Source organism: Aeromonas sobria, assembly GCF_050266975.1.
In the GTDB taxonomy this organism is placed as follows: Bacteria; Pseudomonadota; Gammaproteobacteria; order Enterobacterales; family Aeromonadaceae; genus Aeromonas; species Aeromonas sobria_B.
Genome location: NZ_JBKISU010000004.1, coordinates 153,823 through 169,611 on the forward strand (window position 1 = coordinate 153,823; position 15,789 = coordinate 169,611).

Here is a 15,789-nt window from a genome sequence, read left to right on the forward strand (position 1 = left end):
TGCCTAAACCAGGCGTTTGCGCTGATTGGACGGTGGTATCAACAAGGATTCACGGTATTTGGCGATCGTGCGTCGAGCCACCATAATACCCTGTTCGGCCAGCAAATCCGCGATCTTGCTATCACTTAGCGGTTTCGCCGGGTTCTCCGCCGTCACCAGCTTCTTGATCAGGGCACGAATTGCGGTCGATGAGCACTCACCTCCTCCTTCTGTGTTGACGTGACTGGAGAAAAAGAACTTCAGCTCGAAGATGCCACGGTGGGTATGCATGTACTTCTGGGTCGTGACCCGGGAGATGGTCGATTCATGCATCTCCACCGCCTCGGCGATGTCGTTGAGTACCATGGGTTTCATGGCCTCCTCGCCGTATTCAAAGAACCCCTGCTGCTGCTCGACGATGCAGTTGGCCACCTTGAGCAGGGTCTCATTGCGGCTCTCCAGACTCTTGATGAACCACTTGGCATCTTGCAGATGGGAGCGAATGAACTGGGTGTCCTGGCTGGTGCGCGCCTGGCGAGCCATGGCGGCATAGGTTTCGTTGACGCGAATGCGGGGCGCCGAATCCGGGTTCAGCTCCACCACCCAGCGGTTCTGGCGCTTGACCACGGTGACATCCGGGATCACGTACTGGGAATCGCTCTGCACCACCCGGTTGCCGGGCCTGGGTTCGAGCTGCTGGATGAGATCGATGACCTCCTTGAGCTCCCCCTCCTTGAGCCGCGTCTTGCGCGCCAGGGTGCGATAGTCCCGATTGCCCAGCAAGTCCATGTGATCACGGACCACTTCACGCGCCTGGGTCAGCCAGGGTTGGCTCGGACTGAACTGACCCAGCTGGATCAGCAGACACTCCTGTACCGAGCGGGCCGCGATGCCGACCGGATCGAAATGCTGTACCCGCTTGAGCACGGCCTCGATCTCGTCGAGCTCCACCTCGACGTCGTCACTGCTCACCGCCTGCTGGATGTCTTCCAGGGTGCTGGTCAGGTAGCCGGACTCGTCGATGCCGTCGATGATGGCCAGGGCGATGGCGGCATCGAGATCGCTGAACGGGGTGAGCCGCATCTGCCACAGCAGATAATCCTGCAGGTTTTCCGTGGTCTCCCCCTGATAGACGCTATCTTCCCCCTCGAAGACGGGGCCGGCGCTCTGGCCGGTGCCGGCGGAGTAGACGTCATCCCAGCTGCTGTCGACCGGCAGCTCGTCAGGCAACTGCTCCTGAGCCATGGCCTCGCTGCTGTCGATCTGGCTCTCATCCTGCTTAATATCGGTATGAGTCTCCTGCTGCTCGACCTCTTCTTGCTCGAGCAGGGGGTTGCTATCGAGGGCTTGCTGGATCTCCTGCTGAAGTTCCAATGAAGAGAGCTGGAGCAGACGAATCGCTTGTTGTAACTGCGGCGTCATGGTCAATTGCTGACCGAGACGCAACTGGAGTGTCGGCTTCATCTACGTCGGGATATCCTTATTTCAGCGAGGCGATCATCAGGAAACGAAGGGCGATTTCCCCTTACTATAGACTGAATTGATCGCCCAAATAGACACGCTTGACCTGTTCGTCGGCCAGGATCTCGGCGGGGGTGCCTTCCGCTATCATCTTGCCATGACTGACGATATAGGCCTTCTCGCACACATCCAGCGTCTCGCGCACGTTGTGGTCCGTGATGAGCACGCCCAGCCCCCGATCCTTGAGATGCTGGATGATCTTCTTGATGTCGATGACAGAGATGGGATCGACCCCGGCGAACGGCTCGTCCAGCAGGATGAAGCGGGGTTCGGCCGCCAGGGCCCGGGCTATCTCGACCCGGCGGCGCTCGCCACCGGACAGGCTCTGGCCCAAGTTGTCCCGGATGTGGGTGATGCTGAACTCTTCCAGCAACTGCTCCACCTTGTCTTCCCGCTCTTCACGACTCAGCTCCTTGCGGGTCTGCATGACCCCCATCAGGTTGTCATAGACGGAGAGGCGGCGGAAGATGGAGGCTTCCTGGGGCAGATAGCCGATGCCATTGCGGGCACGTATGTGCATGGGTTGCAGGCTGATGTCCTGCTCGTCGATGGTGATGAGGCCCGCATCCCGCTGTACCAGGCCGACGATCATGTAAAAAGAGGTGGTCTTGCCGGCACCATTCGGACCGAGCAGGCCCACGATCTGGCCGGTGCCCACTTCCAGGCTGACGTCACTGACCACCATCCGCTTCTTGTAGCTCTTCTGCAGCCCGGCTGCCTTCAACACTGCCATGGCTTATTTATCCTGCTTTTTGTCGGCGGGTTTGTCGAAATTCTCGACCTGATCAGGCAGGAATACCGTCTTGACGCGATTGGTTTCACCCTTGCTCTCGGCGATCATCTTCTGTTTGACGATGTCATAGCGGATCAGATCGCCGTTCACCTGGCTGTCTTCCTGCTTGAGCTCGCCGTTGCCCGTGATGGTCACCAGACGATTCTTCAGCTCGTAGCGAATGCTGTCGCCATGGGCATTGACCGGCTTGCCGTTGTCCAGGATCTGGAAGAAGGTGGCGGGTTTGCCATAGGCGGTCATCACCTCGGCGCCCTTCTCGCCCGAGCGGATCACCACCACCTTGTCGGCCTTAATCTTGATGGTGCCCTGGGTGATGATGACATCCTCGCTGAAGGTGACGCGATTGTCCTGCATCTCGGCTATCTGTTTGACGGCGTCCACATACACCTTCTCGGCGAAGTCGGACTCCTTGGCGCTGACGCCCCCGCACAGCAGCAGGGCAAGCAGAGCCAGATTAACGTTTCTCATTGAAATAGATGGCATGGCCTTGGTCCAGTAATTCGAAATATTTGCGATCCAGATGCCCCTTCAGGCCAAGGCCCTCGGTCTGGAATTCTTTGGCGACGATGGCGACCTGACGATTACTTCTCACATCCTGGGTCACCAAGTCCAGCTCCAGGTAGGGAGTGTCCAGGGTGGAGATGAAGGAGGTGGGCAAGAGACCATCGAGATGGACCTTGTCCCTCAGGATCACGTTGTCGTCGGTGTTGAGCACCCCCGTCTCGGCGGTCACCTTCCATTCGGCATCCCCCTTGTCATCGAACAGATAGACGATGGGCTTGTCAAAAGTGGCCTGCTCGAGCAGCTGAAAATACTCGGCATAGACGGACTCCAGTCGCTCGCTGCGCTTGCCCGTCTCGTCGAAGCGGGTGGTCACCAGATCCTTGGCGATGAAGTCCGGCTGATAATGTTCCGTCTTGGGCGCGGCCGGCGGCGCCAGGGTCACATCCCCCAGTTGCCAGATGGCCAGAGCCACGATGAAGAGGGCGGCGAACAGCAGGGTCTGGCGACTGATCATGCCGATACCTCGGCCAGCTCATCGGCATGCCCCTGGGCCTGCAAGATGAGATCGCACAGCTCGCGCACCGCGCCCATGCCCCCACCCAGCCGGGTCACCAGATCGGCGCGGGCCACGACCAGCGGATGGGCATCGGCGACCGCCACCCCCAGGCCACAGGCCTGCATCACCGGCAGATCTATGGTGTCATCCCCCATGTAGGCCGCCTGGCTGGCGTCCAGTCCCAGTCGCTGCAGCAGGGCCTCGAAATGGGGCAGCTTCTGATCCGCCCCCTGGACCACATGCTTCACCCCCAGGCTCGCCATCCGGTTGCTGACGATGCGCGAGTTGCGCCCCGTGATGATGGCGATCTCGATGCCCGCCCTCATCAGCGCCTTCATGCCGGCGCCATCCCGGGTGCAGAAGGTCTTGAACTCCTCCCCCTCGTTGCCCATGTAGATGAGGCCGTTGGAGAGCACGCCATCCACGTCACACACCAGCAGGCGGATACGCGCCGCCTTGTCGTATTGGCTGGCGGTGACTGGACCGTAGGGCGTCGCCATCTGTTGCATCAAATCACTCCCGCCTTGAGCAGATCGTGCATGTTGAAGGCACCCAGGGGACGTTTGTCACCATCGACCACCAACAAGCCATTGATTTTCTTGGTTTCCATCAGTTTTACCGCCTCGGCGGCCATCATCTCCGGCCTTACGGTAACACAGTTGACCGTCATCACCTGCGCGATAGGCGTGCTGTGCACATCGACCCGCAGATCCAGGATGCGACGCAGGTCGCCATCGGTAAACAGACCCGCCAGCAGACCGTCGCCATCGACCACGGCCGTCATGCCGAGCCCCTTGCGGCTCACTTCCAGCAGGGCCTGGCTGATGGTGGCATCTATCCCCACCCGGGGCAACAGGTCGCCGCCGTGCATCAGGTCGCCGACTCGCAGCAGCAGACGCTTGCCCAGCGACCCGCCGGGGTGGGAGAGCGCGAAGTCATCGGCGGTGAAGCCGCGAGCCTCGAGCAGGGCGACGGCCAGGGCATCCCCCATCACCAGGGTGGCCGTGGTGCTGGAGGTCGGCGCCAACCCCAGGGGACAGGCTTCCTGCTCGACCCGGACGCAGAGGTGTACGTTGGCCTCCTTGGCCATGGTCGAGGCCGGATTGCCGGTCATGCAGATAAGCGGGATGCCGCGGCGCTTGAGCACCGGCAGCAGGGCCAGGATCTCGTCGCTCTCCCCCGAGTTGGAGATGGCGATGATGAGATCCCCCCCCGAGATCATTCCGAGATCCCCGTGGCTGGCTTCGCCCGGGTGCAGGAAGAAGGCGGGCGTCCCTGTGCTGGCCAGGGTGGCGGCAATCTTGTTGCCAATATGGCCGGACTTGCCCATGCCGGTGACCACTATCTTGCCACCGCAACCCAGTATCAGCTGGCAGGCGCGATCGAACGCCTCATCCAGGTACTGATGCAGGCCCTCGATGGCTTGTTTCTCTATGTCCAGTACCGCCTTGGCACTGCGACGAAAATCGAACATTTCAGACAGGTTTTCTGGTTTGACAGACATATGGGAACCGCTCCGGGCCGAAATTAGCTGCGGGATTATAAAAAAGTCTGCCCAGATAAGCGAATCCGATGGTTTCTGACGAGAGCAACGGGGGGCAGACGGCCGGAAACTGTCGCCTGCAAAGCGGGCCAGCCTGTTCAATAGTTGTCCCTTGTTGTTGCTTAGACCTAGACTAGCCCATAAAATTCGCTCTTCATTTGCACCCGATGGACAATTGTTTGAACAACGATCTGATCACCATCTCCGATCTCAGCTTCAGTCACGGCGACCGCCTGCTCTACGACAACATCAGCCTCACCATACCCCGTGGCAAGGTGACTGCCGTGATGGGGCCCAGCGGGATCGGCAAGACCACGCTGCTGCGGCTGATCGGCGGTCAACTCAAGCCCGATGCCGGCACCATATTGTTTGACGGCGAGGATGTCCCCCGCCTGTCCCGCAGCCGCCTCTACAGTCTGCGCAAGCGGATGAGCATGCTGTTCCAGAGTGGTGCCCTCTTCACCGGCATGACGGTGTTCGACAACGTGGCCTTTCCCCTGCGCGAGCACTCGGGCCTGCCCGAAGAGCTGATCCACACCATCGTCATGATGAAGCTGGAGGCCGTGGGCCTGCGCGGCGCGGCATCCCTGATGCCCTCGCAGCTCTCCGGCGGCATGGCCCGCCGGGCCGCCCTGGCCAGGGCCATCGCCCTGGACCCGGAGCTCATCATGTTCGACGAGCCCTTCGTCGGCCAGGATCCCATCACCATGGGGGTGCTGGTAAAGCTCATCCGCGAGCTCAACGATGCCCTCGGCATCACCTCCGTCATCGTCACCCATGACGTGACCGAGGTGATGAGCATCGCCGATTACGCCTATATCATCGCCAATCGCAAGATAGTGGCCCAGGGCACACCGCAACAGCTGCGGGAGGAACGCAACCCCGAGGTCGAACAGTTCCTGCAGGGGCTGCCCGATGGTCCCGTCCCGTTCCATTTCCCGGCTGGCGAGCTACTACAGGATCTATGATGTTGATAAGTCAAATAAACCAGTTGGGACGATCCGGCATTCAGACCCTCACGGCCCTGGGTCGTGCCACCATCATGCTGTTTCATGCCCTGGCCGGCCGGCCCCAGCCCCGCAAGCATTTCCCCCTGCTGCTTCAGCAGCTCTATGTGGTCGGGGTGCAGTCGGTCGCCATCATCCTGGTCTCGGGTCTCTTCATCGGCATGGTACTCTCGCTGCAGGGATACAATGTGCTCAAAGACTTCGGCGCGGAAGGGAGCCTGGGGCCCCTGGTCTCTCTCTCCCTGCTGCGCGAACTCGGCCCCGTGGTGACGGCCCTGCTGTTCGCAGGTCGCGCCGGTTCGGCCCTGACCGCCGAGATAGGCCTGATGAAGGCCACCGAGCAGCTCTCCAGCCTGGAGATGATGGCGGTGGATCCCTTGCGCCGCGTGGTGGCCCCCCGCTTCTGGGCCGGTGTCATCAGCATGCCACTGCTGGCCTTCATGTTCAGTCTGGTGGGCATCATGGGCGGCAAGCTGGTCGGCGTCGACTGGCTCGGCGTCGATGAGGGGGGGTTCTGGTCCGCCATGCAGGCCGCCGTCGACTGGCAGGATGACATCATGCAGGGCGCCATCAAGAGCCTGATCTTCGCCCTGGTGGTCACCTGGATTGCGCTCTTCAACGGCTATGATGCCAAGCCCACCTCGGCCGGGATAAGCCAGGCCACGACCCGCACCGTGGTCAACTCCTCCCTGGCCGTGCTCGGCCTGGATTTTATACTCACCGCAGTCATGTTTGGATAAGGTTAAAGATGAAGTTCAGCAAAGTAGAATTCCTGGTTGGCCTCTTCATGCTGGCAGGCATCGCGGCCATTCTCGCCTTGGCGCTGCAAGTTGCCGGTTTGAGCTTTAAACCGGAGGGAGAAACCTATACCCTGCGCGCCCATTTCGATAATATCGGCGGCCTGAAAGTGCGCTCGCCGGTCAAGGTCGGTGGCGTCGTCGTCGGTCGAGTCAGTGACATCAGCCTGGACGAGAAGAGCCAGGTGCCCGTTGTCACCCTTGAGATGCAAAAGAGTGCCGGCGAGTTCTCCGAGACCAGCAGCCTCTCCATCCTCACCTCTGGCCTGCTCGGTGAGCAATACATAGGTCTGGCGCCCGGTTTCTCCGACGAGGAGATGGGCACCGCCATGCTCAAGAGCGGCGACCTGATCGAAGATACCAAGTCAGCCATAGTGCTCGAGGATCTGATTGGCAAGTTCCTGTACAGCCAATCGTCTGACAGCAAAGAAGACACCAAGTAAGGAGTGACCATGTTGAAAAAAATGACCCTGCTGATCGGTCTGATGGCCAGCATACTGTTCTCCTTGACCGCCCGGGCAGCCGAGTATCCGAGCGACCCCTATGTACTGGTTGATACCGCCGCCAAGCAGACCTTCGCCCGCCTGAAGGCCGACCAGAGCCAGATCAAGCAGCAGCCGGATCACCTGAGGGTGATCATCCGCGAGGAGTTGCTGCCCTATATCGACAACCGCTTTGCCGCCTACAAGGTGCTGGGCAACCAGATCAAGCAGACTACCCCGGCCCAGCGCGATGCCTTCGTCAACGTGTTCACCGAATACATGGTGAGCTCCTACGCCGATGCCCTCGCCCATTTTGACCAGCAGGTGGTCAAGGTCGAACCGGGCAAGCCCGCGAGCGGCAACATCACCGCGGTCAGCGTCAGCGTCAAGGAGAGCGGCAAGCCCGATATCTTCCTGGAGTTCAAGCTGCGCAAGAACAACAAGACCGGCGAGTGGAAGGCGTTCGACATGGTGGCCGAAGGCATCAGCCTGCTCTCTGCCAAGCAGAGCGAACTCGGCGGCCTGATCCGCCAGAACGGCATCGACGCCGTCATCGCCCAGCTGCAGGCCCACAATGCCAAGCCGCTGGTGATCAAGTCATGATGTTTGGAACCGACCTGCAATCCGAACAGGTCATCGACCTGTGGCAGCGCCGCGATGAGTGGTGGCAGCAGGAGAGCCTGGATCTGAGCCGGACAAGCAGTCTGGACTCCGCCGGCCTGGCGCTGCTGGTCAAGTGGGCCAAGGCGGTTCTGGCCCGTGGCGGCCAACCGCAACTGGTCGGTGCCAGTGCAGACATCCATACCCTGGCGACCCTGTACGGGGTCGCCAGCCTTTTTCAGCCCATTGCGCAACAAACTGAGGACTCATAATGCAAGTCTCTGAAATTGAAGCACTACTCCTAGAGGCCTTGCCCCTGTCCGAAGTGCACGTCAAAGGGGATGGCAGTCACTACCAGGTGATCGCCGTCGGCGACATGTTCGACGGCATGAGCCGGGTCAAGAAGCAGCAGGCCATCTACGGGCCGCTGATGGACAAGATCGCCACCAACGCCATTCACGCCCTCTCCATCAAGGCCTTTACGCCGACCGAGTGGGCCCGTGAACGCAAATTTATCCTGCCCTCCTGATTTGGTATTTAAGTAACATGGACAAATTCAAGATCGATGGTCGTTGCACGCTCAATGGCGAAGTGACCATCTCGGGTGCCAAGAACGCCGCCCTGCCCATCCTGTTCGCCACCCTGCTGTGTGACGAAGAGATCCAGCTCTCCAACGTGCCGCGCCTCAAAGACGTGGGCACCACCCTCAAGCTGTTGGAGATGCTGGGGGCCAGCACCAAGGTCAACGGCAACGTGACCGTGCTGACCGGTGCGGTGAACAACCATGTCGCGCCCTACGAGCTGGTGAAGACCATGCGCGCCTCCATCCTGGCGCTCGGCCCCCTGGCCGCCCGTTTCGGTGCCGCGGACGTCTCCCTGCCCGGCGGCTGCGCCATCGGGGCCCGTCCGGTCAACCTGCACGTCCACGGCCTGGAGCTGATGGGCGCCAAGATCACCATCGAAGACGGTTACATCAAGGCCCGGGTCGATGGCCGCCTCAAGGGTGCCCACATCCTGATGGACATGATCTCGGTGACCGGTACCGAGAACCTGATGATGGCGGCTGCCCTGGCCGAGGGCCGCACCGTGATCGAGAACGCCGCCCGCGAACCCGAGGTGGTCGATCTCGCCAACTTCCTCAACGCCCTCGGCGCCAAGGTTCAGGGTGCCGGCACCGATACCCTGACCATCGACGGGGTCGAGCGTCTGCACGGTGGCAGCTACAGCGTCCAGCCAGACCGTATCGAAACCGGTACCTTCCTTGTCGGCGCCGCCGTCACCGGCGGCAAGATTGTCTGCCGCAAGACGGATCCCTCCCTGCTGGAAGCCGTGCTGGTCAAGCTGGAAGAGGCGGGCGCCCTCATCGAGAAAGGGGCCGACTGGATCAGCCTGGACATGACGGGTCGTACCCTCAAGCCGGTCACCATCAAGACCGCCCCCTACCCGGCCTTCCCGACCGACATGCAGGCCCAGTTCACCGTGCTCAACGCCGTGGCCAAGGGCACTGGCATGGTCACCGAGACCATCTTCGAGAACCGTTTCATGCACGTGCCCGAACTGGTGCGGATGGGGGCAGACATCGAACTGCAGGGCAATGTCGCCATCTGCCGTGACACCGAGCAGCTCAAGGGTGCCCAGGTGATGGCCACCGACCTGCGCGCCTCCGCCAGCCTGGTGCTGGCCGGCTTCGTGGCCGAAGGCACCACCCTGGTCGAGCGCATCTATCACATCGACCGTGGCTACGAAGACATAGAGCACAAGCTGCAAGCCCTGGGTGGTCGCATCGAACGCATCCCCGGCTGATGTCACTGCGGGACACCGCCATATGAAACGGCCCCCTCGCCTGGCGAGGGGGCCGTTCTGTTTGCGGCAAGGTCATCCTGATGATGGTCAGTGACCGGCCAGTTTCATGTTTTCGACCAGCACGGACCCCGTCTTGAGGCTGGAACGCTCATCCTGATCCGTGCCCACGGCCACTATCTGGCGGAACATCTCGTTGAGGTTGCCCGCTATGGTGATCTCCTCGACCGGATAGGCTATCTCGCCATTCTCGACCCAGAAACCGGCGGCGCCGCGGGAATAGTCGCCGTTGACGATGTTGACTCCCTGCCCCATCAGCTCGGTCACCAGCAGACCCGTGCCCATCTCCCTGAGCAGGGCGGGCAAGTCCTGACCCGTGTTCGACACCTGCCAGTTGTGGATGCCTCCGGCATGGCCCGTGGTGGTCAGCCCCAGCTTGCGCGCCGAGTAGGAGGTGAGCAGCCAGCTCATCAAGTGGCCGTCACGGATGATATCGAGATCCCGGGTACGCACCCCTTCCCCATCAAACGGGGAGCTGGCCAGGCCGCCCAGCAGGTGGGGAAACTCCTGGATGGTGAGCCAGTCGGGCAGGATCTGCTGTCCCAGTCGCTCTTGCAGGAAGCTGGACTTGCGATAGAGGTTGCCGCCGCTGATGGCCATGACCAGGTGACCCCACAGACCGGCGGCCGTGTCGGGATGAAACAGCACGGGCGCATGGCGGGTCGCTATCTTGCGGGCCCCGAGCCGGGCGACGGTGCGGCTCACCGCCTCCTCGGCGATCCGTGCCGGGCTCCACAGCCCGGCCAGATCGCGACTGGAGGAGTAGCCGTAATCCCGCTGCATGTCGCCATCCTGCTCGCCGATCAGCATGCAGCTCAACGAGTTGCGTGAGGCCGCATACCCCTTCAGAAAGCCGTGGCTGTTGCCATAGACCTTGATGCCGAGGTGGCTGGAGAAGCCGGCGCCGTCCGAGTGCTTGATCCGGCTGTCGCTGCCCAGCGCCAGCCGCTCGCACTCGATGGCGAGCGCGATGCCCTGCTGGGGATCCAGCAGGGTGGGATGGCAGAGTTGCAGATCGGGGGCATCCCAGGCCAGCAGCTCGGGATCGGCCAGGCCGGCGCAGGTATCGGCCGAGGTGTGACGGGCTATCTCGATGGCGGCCTCGACGGCGGCGCGGATCGCCGCGGGACCGAGGTCCGTGGTGGACGAGGACCCCTTGCAGCCATCGCGGTAGACGGCGATGCCGAGCGCCCCATCCTTGTTGAATTCGATGCTTTCCAGCTCGCAGCCGCGAGTATTGACCGACAATCCGGTCTGCTTGCTGATAGAGACTTCTGCCAGCGAGGCACCCAGCCCTTTGGCAATCTCAAGCGCCTCGGCTACCACGGCCTCCAGTTGCGCCTGATCCTGGCGGATTTGGTCTTGCTGATCCATAACTCAAGTCTGCATGAAGAAAGGAAAGGGGCTCAGCATATCAGACCCCTGCGCCCAGCGGGAGAAGCTGGTACCATATCGCCCAAATATGAATGACAGGACATAAAGACCAATGAGTCACTTTAACGACGAGCAAGAGTTCGAGGACTGGGGCCCCAGCAAGAGCCAGCTAAAACGCGAAGCCGAGATATTGCAGAAGATGGGCGATGAGCTCGTCGACCTCAGCCACAGCGAGCTGGAGAAGATCCCGCTGGATGAGGAGCTGGCCGAGGCGGTCGAGCTGGGCCGCCGACTCAAGCCCAAGAAAGATGAGTCTTTCCGCCGCCACCTGCAGTTCATCGGCCGACTGATGCGCAGCCGCGATATCGAGCCCATCGCCGAGGCCTTGTCGATCATCAAGAATCGCCACTCCACCATCAATGCGCGCCTGCACCGGCTGGAGCAGTGGCGGGAGAGGCTGATCGTCGACGGGGATGAGGCCCTCAACGAGCTCATGTCCCAGTTCCATGAACTGGATCGCCAGAAGCTGCGTCAACTGATCCGCAACGCCAAGAAAGAGCGCGAGCTGAACAAGCCGCCGGCGGCGTTTCGCGAGATCTACCAGTATCTGCGTGGCGAGATAGAAGACAAGCTGTGAGCCTGGCGTCTTGACACCATAACAAACGGGGCCTGTCGGCCCCGTTGTCGTTTCGGTGGCGGCCTCAGCCCGCCTCGGGTGCCAGACACTGGGTCTGGGTATGGGGCACCAGATAAGGAGTCAGCAGGGGGGCCATCCCCTTGAGCACCTGGACCGGCAATGCAGAGGTGAAGCGGAACTTGTCCGACTGACTGCCAGGCACATAGGCGGTCAGGGTACCGAAGTGATCCTCTCCGATGTAGAACACGAAGGTCGCGGTCCGGTTGCGGGCGAGCGAGCTGGTGACATTGCCATAGCGTCCCACCGTCTCGAGCCGGTTGTCCCCCGTCCCCGTCTTGCCCCCCAATGCCAGCACAGTGCCATCTGGCAGGGTGAAGGCCCCCGAGATGCGCCGGGCCGTGCCCCCTTCCACCACCTTGGAGAGGGCGCCACGCAGGGCCGTCGCCACCGCCGACGGCAGCACACGCACACCCTGACCATGGGCGGGTTCAAACGCCGTCTCAAACGGCGTGTCTTTTGCGAAGGAGAGGTGCTCGATGCGCAGGGTCGGCGTCCGGATGCCGTCATTCTGGATGATGCCCATCAGCTCGGCCAGGGCGGCGGGTCTGTCGCCCGAGCTGCCGAGGGCCGTCGCCAGGGAGGGCACCAGATGACCGAACGGATAGCCGAGCTTGGCCCAGCGCTGATGAATGTCGAGGAAGGCTTCCACCTCCAGCATGGTGCGCACCCGGGTGTCACGGGCGCTGCGATGGCGGGTCTTGAACAACCAGCTGTAGACCTCCTGACGCTCATCCCGGCTTGCCATGACCACGTCATTGAAGGTCGCCTTCTCATAGGCCTTGAGGTAGGAGATCAACCAGAGTTCGAGGGGGTGAACGCGGGCGATATAACCCTGATCCGGTAGTGAATACTTACCTGGCCCATAGGAGTCATACAGCTGGGCGATCCGCCGCTCGTTCAGTTGATTGCGCAGTACCTTGGGCAGCCGACCATCGAGGAAGGCGGTAAAGGTTGCCAAGTCCGCCTCCGGATAGAGATAGCGGTGCACCGCTGCCAACCGGATGGCACTGGGTCTGAGACCATCGAGGAAGGCATCGATCCGCTCGGCCGGCGTCTTGCCCTGATACTTGCGCCAGAAGCGCAGCAGGTAGGTCTGGCCCTCCTTGTCCGCGAACCGGACCAGGTACTCGGTGCGACGGGGATCCCTGTCATCCTTGAGCAACTGGCTGCGGTTGCCATCCTTGTAGAGGGTGTAACGCACCAGGTCCCGCATCAGCCGCACGAACGGCAGGTTGATGGACTCGCGCAGCGCGTCCCGCAGGGACGGATTGCGATTATTGTCGTACTTGTTGAAGTTGTTGAAGGTATGCATGCCGCCACCGGTGAAGAAGCCTTCATACGGGCTGGCCGAATACTTGCGATCCAGGGCCGCCTCCAGCATGGGGGGCAGGCTCTTGTCTCTGGCATTGATCAGGTAGGAGACGGCCCAGCGGCTGATGTTGTCCTGGGGGGAGATATCGAGTTTGCGCAGGCTCTCGGTTGGCATCTCGGCGTAGCTGTCATGGAGCTCAGCCACCATCTGCAAGTAGGTGGTCAGCACCCTCAGCTTGGCGGTAGAGCCCAGCTCCAGCTTGCTGCCTTCGTTGATGTCGAAGGGCTGATCCGTGTTGTCGGTCTGCACCCTGACCTTGAAGCCATCGGGCGATTTCTCGAATAGGGTGAAGCTGTAGCGTACATCGGCCGTTTTCTCCGGGGAGAGTAACCGCTCACCATACAATCCGATCTTTTCGGCGAATGCAGGGTCGGCAAGCTGCTGCAGATAGCCGGTGATCTCTTTTTGCAGCGGCATGTTGAGGCTGGTCTCCGCGGTCAGGTCCATCCGGTCCAGATCGTAGAGCTGAACCCCAAGATGACTGCTCAGGCGGGTGCGCGCCACCTGCAACCCCTTGTTGTTATTGACCCGGGTGATGGCGGGTGACTGCAGGAAATCACGATACTTGATCTGGGCCTTGAGGGCGGCGGCCATCAGATCCGGCGTGATCATTCCCTCCTGCACAAACAGGCGCAGATAGCTGTCGGTCAGCGCGGCCAGCGCATCCCGCCCCTGAGCGAGGTAGTAGGAGGGGCGACGATGGGCAATCATCAGGGAGACTACCTGACGCAGGGCCAAGCCCTTGTCATCCAAGGAGGCATCCTGATTGCGGGCGGGATCGAGCAGACGGTTGACCTCGGCCACATCGGCCCCAAACCATACCCAGAGCCCATCCCCCAACCCATGGACCTCACCATGACCCGGTGCCGCCGAGAGGGGCACTGAGTTGAGATAGGCCCAAGCCACCAACTTGCGTGCCTCCAGAGTCTCGGGGCCGAGGCGATAAGCCCGTACGCTGGCCGAGATCATCTGGCGGATCTTCTCGGTGGCCGACACAGTCAGGCCATCGGGGGAGTGACGGTACTTCTCGACCTGGGTCGCCAGCGTGCTGCCCCCCGCCGACTGGCCCTCCATGTCCAGCGCCTTGCCCAGCTGCGACACCGCCGCCTTGGCAAAGCGTGGCCAATCAACGGCCGGGTTGGCCAAGGGCTGTTCATCGCTGAGCAGATCCCGGTTCTCGATAAACAACAGGGATTGCACCACCAGGGGCGGAATAGAGGCAAAGTCCGGATAGTAATGGCTTGGATAATGGAAGTCATAGAAAGGGGCCGCCCGACAGTCATTCAGGGTCAGGCCGGCCTGGACCTTCTCGGTATAAGGCACGAAGAAGCCACGCTTGGCATAGTCATAGAGTGCATCGGAGAAGCGAACCTGCTGGCTCACCTCATAGCCACGCTTGAGCAAACGCTCCTGCATCATGGGCAGCAAGACATAACCGAGCCGTTTGTCGAAGGGGCCATCATCGGGAAAGATGATCTTGTCGCTCGGACCCGGCTCGACCTGATAAGTCAGCTTGGCGGCATAGTGAGAGATCTCCTGGGACTGCAGCTTGGAGGTCTTCATCTCATAGCCAACCAGCAGAGCCACCGCGATCAGACAGAGTAAGAAGAGCAGGCAAAGCAACCAGCGCCACCATGAGCGACGCTTACGCTTCTTGGGACCGTCCTCTGTGGGGACGGGAAACTCTTGAGGTGCCACTTTATCCAGATCCGTCCGTTGTAATGCGCCCATATCTGCCACCATGGTTACGCAATTTATTGTATTTCACTCAAGCTTAGTCTTTTCAAGTCAATGGCTTGAAAACAATTAGTGCTGAATGTCGATGGTAGCAGGGCTATCCGCAAAATGGGAGTCGATTGTCTCGGCTCAACACGCTATATGATGCAAAAACACCGGCCATAGGCCGGTGTCCGATATGTCCATCTTGATGGATTACTTGTGAGAGCTCATCGCCTTCAGCTTGGCGCTGAGCTCCTTGCGCTCCTTGGAGAGCTCGGCATTCTTGATGATGTGATCATCGACCCGCTCTTCATAGTCGGTGCGCATGTTCGCGATGATGGCCTGCACCTCGTCTATGCTCATGCCGGGCTTGATGTAGTCACTCAGGTTGTCGAGCAACAGCACCCGCTTCTGGTTATCACGGATCTTCTTCTCATTATCAGTGATCTCGCGTTTGAGCTTGTTCTGACGACGAGACATACGCACATATTCCAATACATCGCTGAAGGTGGACTTGTTTACTTGTTCCATATCGTTACCACTGACTCAAGGTTGATAAAATCGGGGCAGGTGACGCCTGAGAGGAAAGGCGTTCATCAAGAAACGCAGGCGCACATTGAATGCCTTTACTCTACCGAGTTATGTGACAGATACAAGCCAATTGCGTATGAACCACCGAAGTCGGGCCAGTAACACCCTGATTTGCAAAGAAGATGTCAACATAACGTAACAAAGTGCATGGTTAATGCTGTTTTTCAGGCAGTAAAAAACCCCGCTCGATGAGCGGGGTTTTTCGTGTTGGCTGCCTACCAAGAGCATCCTGCTCTCGCGTGGCCGACGATGCGGTCGCATCATCGCTAATTGGGTGCCTGGCAGTGTCCTACTCTCGCATGGCGAATGCCACACTACCATCGGCGCTACCGCGTTTCACTTCTGAGTTCGGCATGGGATCAGGTGGTTCCACGGCGCTATGGCCGCCAGGCAA

The 15,789-nt window shown here is 60.7% G+C and carries 17 protein-coding genes and 1 rRNA gene; 8 read left to right on the forward strand and 10 right to left on the reverse strand.

Going from position 1 to position 15,789, the window contains the following annotated elements:
• Window positions 1–3: 3 nt before the first annotated feature.
• The 6 genes from ACLHZ1_RS03900 to ACLHZ1_RS03925 form a co-directional block, all read right to left on the reverse strand.
• A complete protein-coding gene (locus tag ACLHZ1_RS03900; RefSeq protein ID WP_427261044.1) occupies window positions 4–1,443 on the reverse strand; it encodes an RNA polymerase factor sigma-54 in 1,440 nt (479 codons plus the stop codon).
• A 64-nt stretch (window positions 1,444–1,507) separates the two neighbouring features.
• Window positions 1,508–2,233, reverse strand: coding sequence for an LPS export ABC transporter ATP-binding protein (gene lptB, locus ACLHZ1_RS03905; protein WP_111873076.1), 726 nt, complete (start codon window positions 2,231–2,233; stop codon window positions 1,508–1,510).
• Between the two features lie 3 nt (window positions 2,234–2,236).
• On the reverse strand, window positions 2,237–2,761 hold the full coding sequence (lptA, locus tag ACLHZ1_RS03910; RefSeq protein ID WP_408793823.1) for a lipopolysaccharide transport periplasmic protein LptA: 525 nt from the start codon (window positions 2,759–2,761) through the stop codon (window positions 2,237–2,239).
• Window positions 2,748–3,308 carry an LPS export ABC transporter periplasmic protein LptC gene (gene lptC / locus ACLHZ1_RS03915; RefSeq protein WP_427261058.1) on the reverse strand — a complete coding sequence of 187 codons (561 nt, stop codon included), beginning with the start codon at window positions 3,306–3,308 and terminating at the stop codon, window positions 2,748–2,750. Before lptC ends, lptA begins: the two co-directional genes overlap by 14 nt.
• On the reverse strand, window positions 3,308–3,862 hold the full coding sequence (kdsC, locus tag ACLHZ1_RS03920) for a 3-deoxy-manno-octulosonate-8-phosphatase KdsC (protein WP_427261045.1): 555 nt from the start codon (window positions 3,860–3,862) through the stop codon (window positions 3,308–3,310). Before kdsC ends, lptC begins: the two co-directional genes overlap by 1 nt.
• A complete protein-coding gene (locus ACLHZ1_RS03925) occupies window positions 3,862–4,857 on the reverse strand; it encodes a KpsF/GutQ family sugar-phosphate isomerase (RefSeq protein ID WP_427261046.1) in 996 nt (331 codons plus the stop codon). The genes kdsC and ACLHZ1_RS03925 overlap by 1 nt, the downstream gene beginning before the upstream one ends.
• 206 nt (window positions 4,858–5,063) lie before the next feature.
• Between ACLHZ1_RS03925 and mlaF the strand changes: the two genes are divergently transcribed.
• Genes mlaF through murA form a run of 7 tightly spaced genes read left to right on the forward strand, consistent with a single transcriptional unit; the run spans window position 5,064 to window position 9,585 of the window.
• Complete coding sequence (gene mlaF, locus ACLHZ1_RS03930; RefSeq protein ID WP_427261047.1) at window positions 5,064–5,864, forward strand: phospholipid ABC transporter ATP-binding protein MlaF; 801 nt, start codon at window positions 5,064–5,066, stop codon at window positions 5,862–5,864.
• Window positions 5,864–6,643: a lipid asymmetry maintenance ABC transporter permease subunit MlaE gene (gene mlaE / locus ACLHZ1_RS03935; RefSeq protein WP_408793817.1), complete on the forward strand. Its 780-nt coding sequence runs from the start codon at window positions 5,864–5,866 to the stop codon at window positions 6,641–6,643. The genes mlaF and mlaE overlap by 1 nt, the downstream gene beginning before the upstream one ends.
• Before the next feature lie 8 nt (window positions 6,644–6,651).
• A complete protein-coding gene (gene mlaD / locus ACLHZ1_RS03940) occupies window positions 6,652–7,143 on the forward strand; it encodes an outer membrane lipid asymmetry maintenance protein MlaD (RefSeq protein ID WP_408793815.1) in 492 nt (163 codons plus the stop codon).
• A gap of 9 nt (window positions 7,144–7,152) precedes the next feature.
• The gene (gene mlaC / locus ACLHZ1_RS03945; protein WP_427261048.1) at window positions 7,153–7,785 is read left to right on the forward strand and encodes a phospholipid-binding protein MlaC; all 633 of its coding nucleotides are present in this window, start codon (window positions 7,153–7,155) and stop codon (window positions 7,783–7,785) included.
• Window positions 7,782–8,054: an STAS domain-containing protein gene (locus ACLHZ1_RS03950; protein WP_427261049.1), complete on the forward strand. Its 273-nt coding sequence runs from the start codon at window positions 7,782–7,784 to the stop codon at window positions 8,052–8,054. Before mlaC ends, ACLHZ1_RS03950 begins: the two co-directional genes overlap by 4 nt.
• A complete protein-coding gene (gene ibaG / locus ACLHZ1_RS03955; protein WP_042001440.1) occupies window positions 8,054–8,311 on the forward strand; it encodes a BolA family iron metabolism protein IbaG in 258 nt (85 codons plus the stop codon). Before ACLHZ1_RS03950 ends, ibaG begins: the two co-directional genes overlap by 1 nt.
• Before the next feature lie 17 nt (window positions 8,312–8,328).
• Window positions 8,329–9,585, forward strand: a complete 1,257-nt coding sequence (gene murA / locus ACLHZ1_RS03960; protein ID WP_042001437.1) for a UDP-N-acetylglucosamine 1-carboxyvinyltransferase — start codon at window positions 8,329–8,331, stop codon at window positions 9,583–9,585.
• An 87-nt stretch (window positions 9,586–9,672) separates the two neighbouring features.
• On the opposite strand, the gene pmbA is transcribed toward murA, so the two are convergent.
• Window positions 9,673–11,016 carry a metalloprotease PmbA gene (gene pmbA / locus ACLHZ1_RS03965; RefSeq protein WP_427261050.1) on the reverse strand — a complete coding sequence of 448 codons (1,344 nt, stop codon included), beginning with the start codon at window positions 11,014–11,016 and terminating at the stop codon, window positions 9,673–9,675.
• A 112-nt stretch (window positions 11,017–11,128) separates the two neighbouring features.
• On the opposite strand from pmbA, the gene yjgA reads away from it, so the two are divergent.
• Window positions 11,129–11,653, forward strand: coding sequence for a ribosome biogenesis factor YjgA (gene yjgA, locus ACLHZ1_RS03970; protein ID WP_408793805.1), 525 nt, complete (start codon window positions 11,129–11,131; stop codon window positions 11,651–11,653).
• Window positions 11,654–11,717: 64 nt separating this feature from the next.
• Here yjgA and ACLHZ1_RS03975 read toward each other — a convergent pair whose 3' ends face one another.
• From ACLHZ1_RS03975 to rrf, 3 genes are all read right to left on the reverse strand, one after another.
• Window positions 11,718–14,816: a transglycosylase domain-containing protein gene (locus tag ACLHZ1_RS03975; RefSeq protein ID WP_427261051.1), complete on the reverse strand. Its 3,099-nt coding sequence runs from the start codon at window positions 14,814–14,816 to the stop codon at window positions 11,718–11,720.
• A gap of 201 nt (window positions 14,817–15,017) precedes the next feature.
• The gene (gene tmaR, locus ACLHZ1_RS03980) at window positions 15,018–15,335 is read right to left on the reverse strand and encodes a PTS system regulator TmaR (protein WP_427261052.1); all 318 of its coding nucleotides are present in this window, start codon (window positions 15,333–15,335) and stop codon (window positions 15,018–15,020) included.
• A 336-nt stretch (window positions 15,336–15,671) separates the two neighbouring features.
• Window positions 15,672–15,786 (reverse strand): 5S ribosomal RNA (rrf, locus tag ACLHZ1_RS03985).
• Window positions 15,787–15,789: the final 3 nt, after the last annotated feature.

Bases quoted from the DNA above. Each gene is read 5' to 3' on its own strand.
- ACLHZ1_RS03975 (WP_427261051.1), bottom strand. From the start codon at position 14,816: ATGGGCGCATTACAACGGACGGATCTGGATAAAGTGGCACCTCAAGAG.
- kdsC (WP_427261045.1), bottom strand. From the start codon at position 3,862: ATGCAACAGATGGCGACGCCCTACGGTCCAGTCACCGCCAGCCAATAC.
- lptB (WP_111873076.1), bottom strand. From the start codon at position 2,233: ATGGCAGTGTTGAAGGCAGCCGGGCTGCAGAAGAGCTACAAGAAGCGG.
- yjgA (WP_408793805.1), top strand. From the start codon at position 11,129: ATGAGTCACTTTAACGACGAGCAAGAGTTCGAGGACTGGGGCCCCAGC.
- ACLHZ1_RS03925 (WP_427261046.1), bottom strand. From the start codon at position 4,857: ATGTCTGTCAAACCAGAAAACCTGTCTGAAATGTTCGATTTTCGTCGC.
- mlaD (WP_408793815.1), top strand. From the start codon at position 6,652: ATGAAGTTCAGCAAAGTAGAATTCCTGGTTGGCCTCTTCATGCTGGCA.
- mlaC (WP_427261048.1), top strand. From the start codon at position 7,153: ATGTTGAAAAAAATGACCCTGCTGATCGGTCTGATGGCCAGCATACTG.
- murA (WP_042001437.1), top strand. From the start codon at position 8,329: ATGGACAAATTCAAGATCGATGGTCGTTGCACGCTCAATGGCGAAGTG.
- ACLHZ1_RS03950 (WP_427261049.1), top strand. From the start codon at position 7,782: ATGATGTTTGGAACCGACCTGCAATCCGAACAGGTCATCGACCTGTGG.
- mlaE (WP_408793817.1), top strand. From the start codon at position 5,864: ATGTTGATAAGTCAAATAAACCAGTTGGGACGATCCGGCATTCAGACC.
- tmaR (WP_427261052.1), bottom strand. From the start codon at position 15,335: ATGGAACAAGTAAACAAGTCCACCTTCAGCGATGTATTGGAATATGTG.
- ibaG (WP_042001440.1), top strand. From the start codon at position 8,054: ATGCAAGTCTCTGAAATTGAAGCACTACTCCTAGAGGCCTTGCCCCTG.
- pmbA (WP_427261050.1), bottom strand. From the start codon at position 11,016: ATGGATCAGCAAGACCAAATCCGCCAGGATCAGGCGCAACTGGAGGCC.
- ACLHZ1_RS03900 (WP_427261044.1), bottom strand. From the start codon at position 1,443: ATGAAGCCGACACTCCAGTTGCGTCTCGGTCAGCAATTGACCATGACG.
- mlaF (WP_427261047.1), top strand. From the start codon at position 5,064: ATGGACAATTGTTTGAACAACGATCTGATCACCATCTCCGATCTCAGC.
- lptA (WP_408793823.1), bottom strand. From the start codon at position 2,761: ATGAGAAACGTTAATCTGGCTCTGCTTGCCCTGCTGCTGTGCGGGGGC.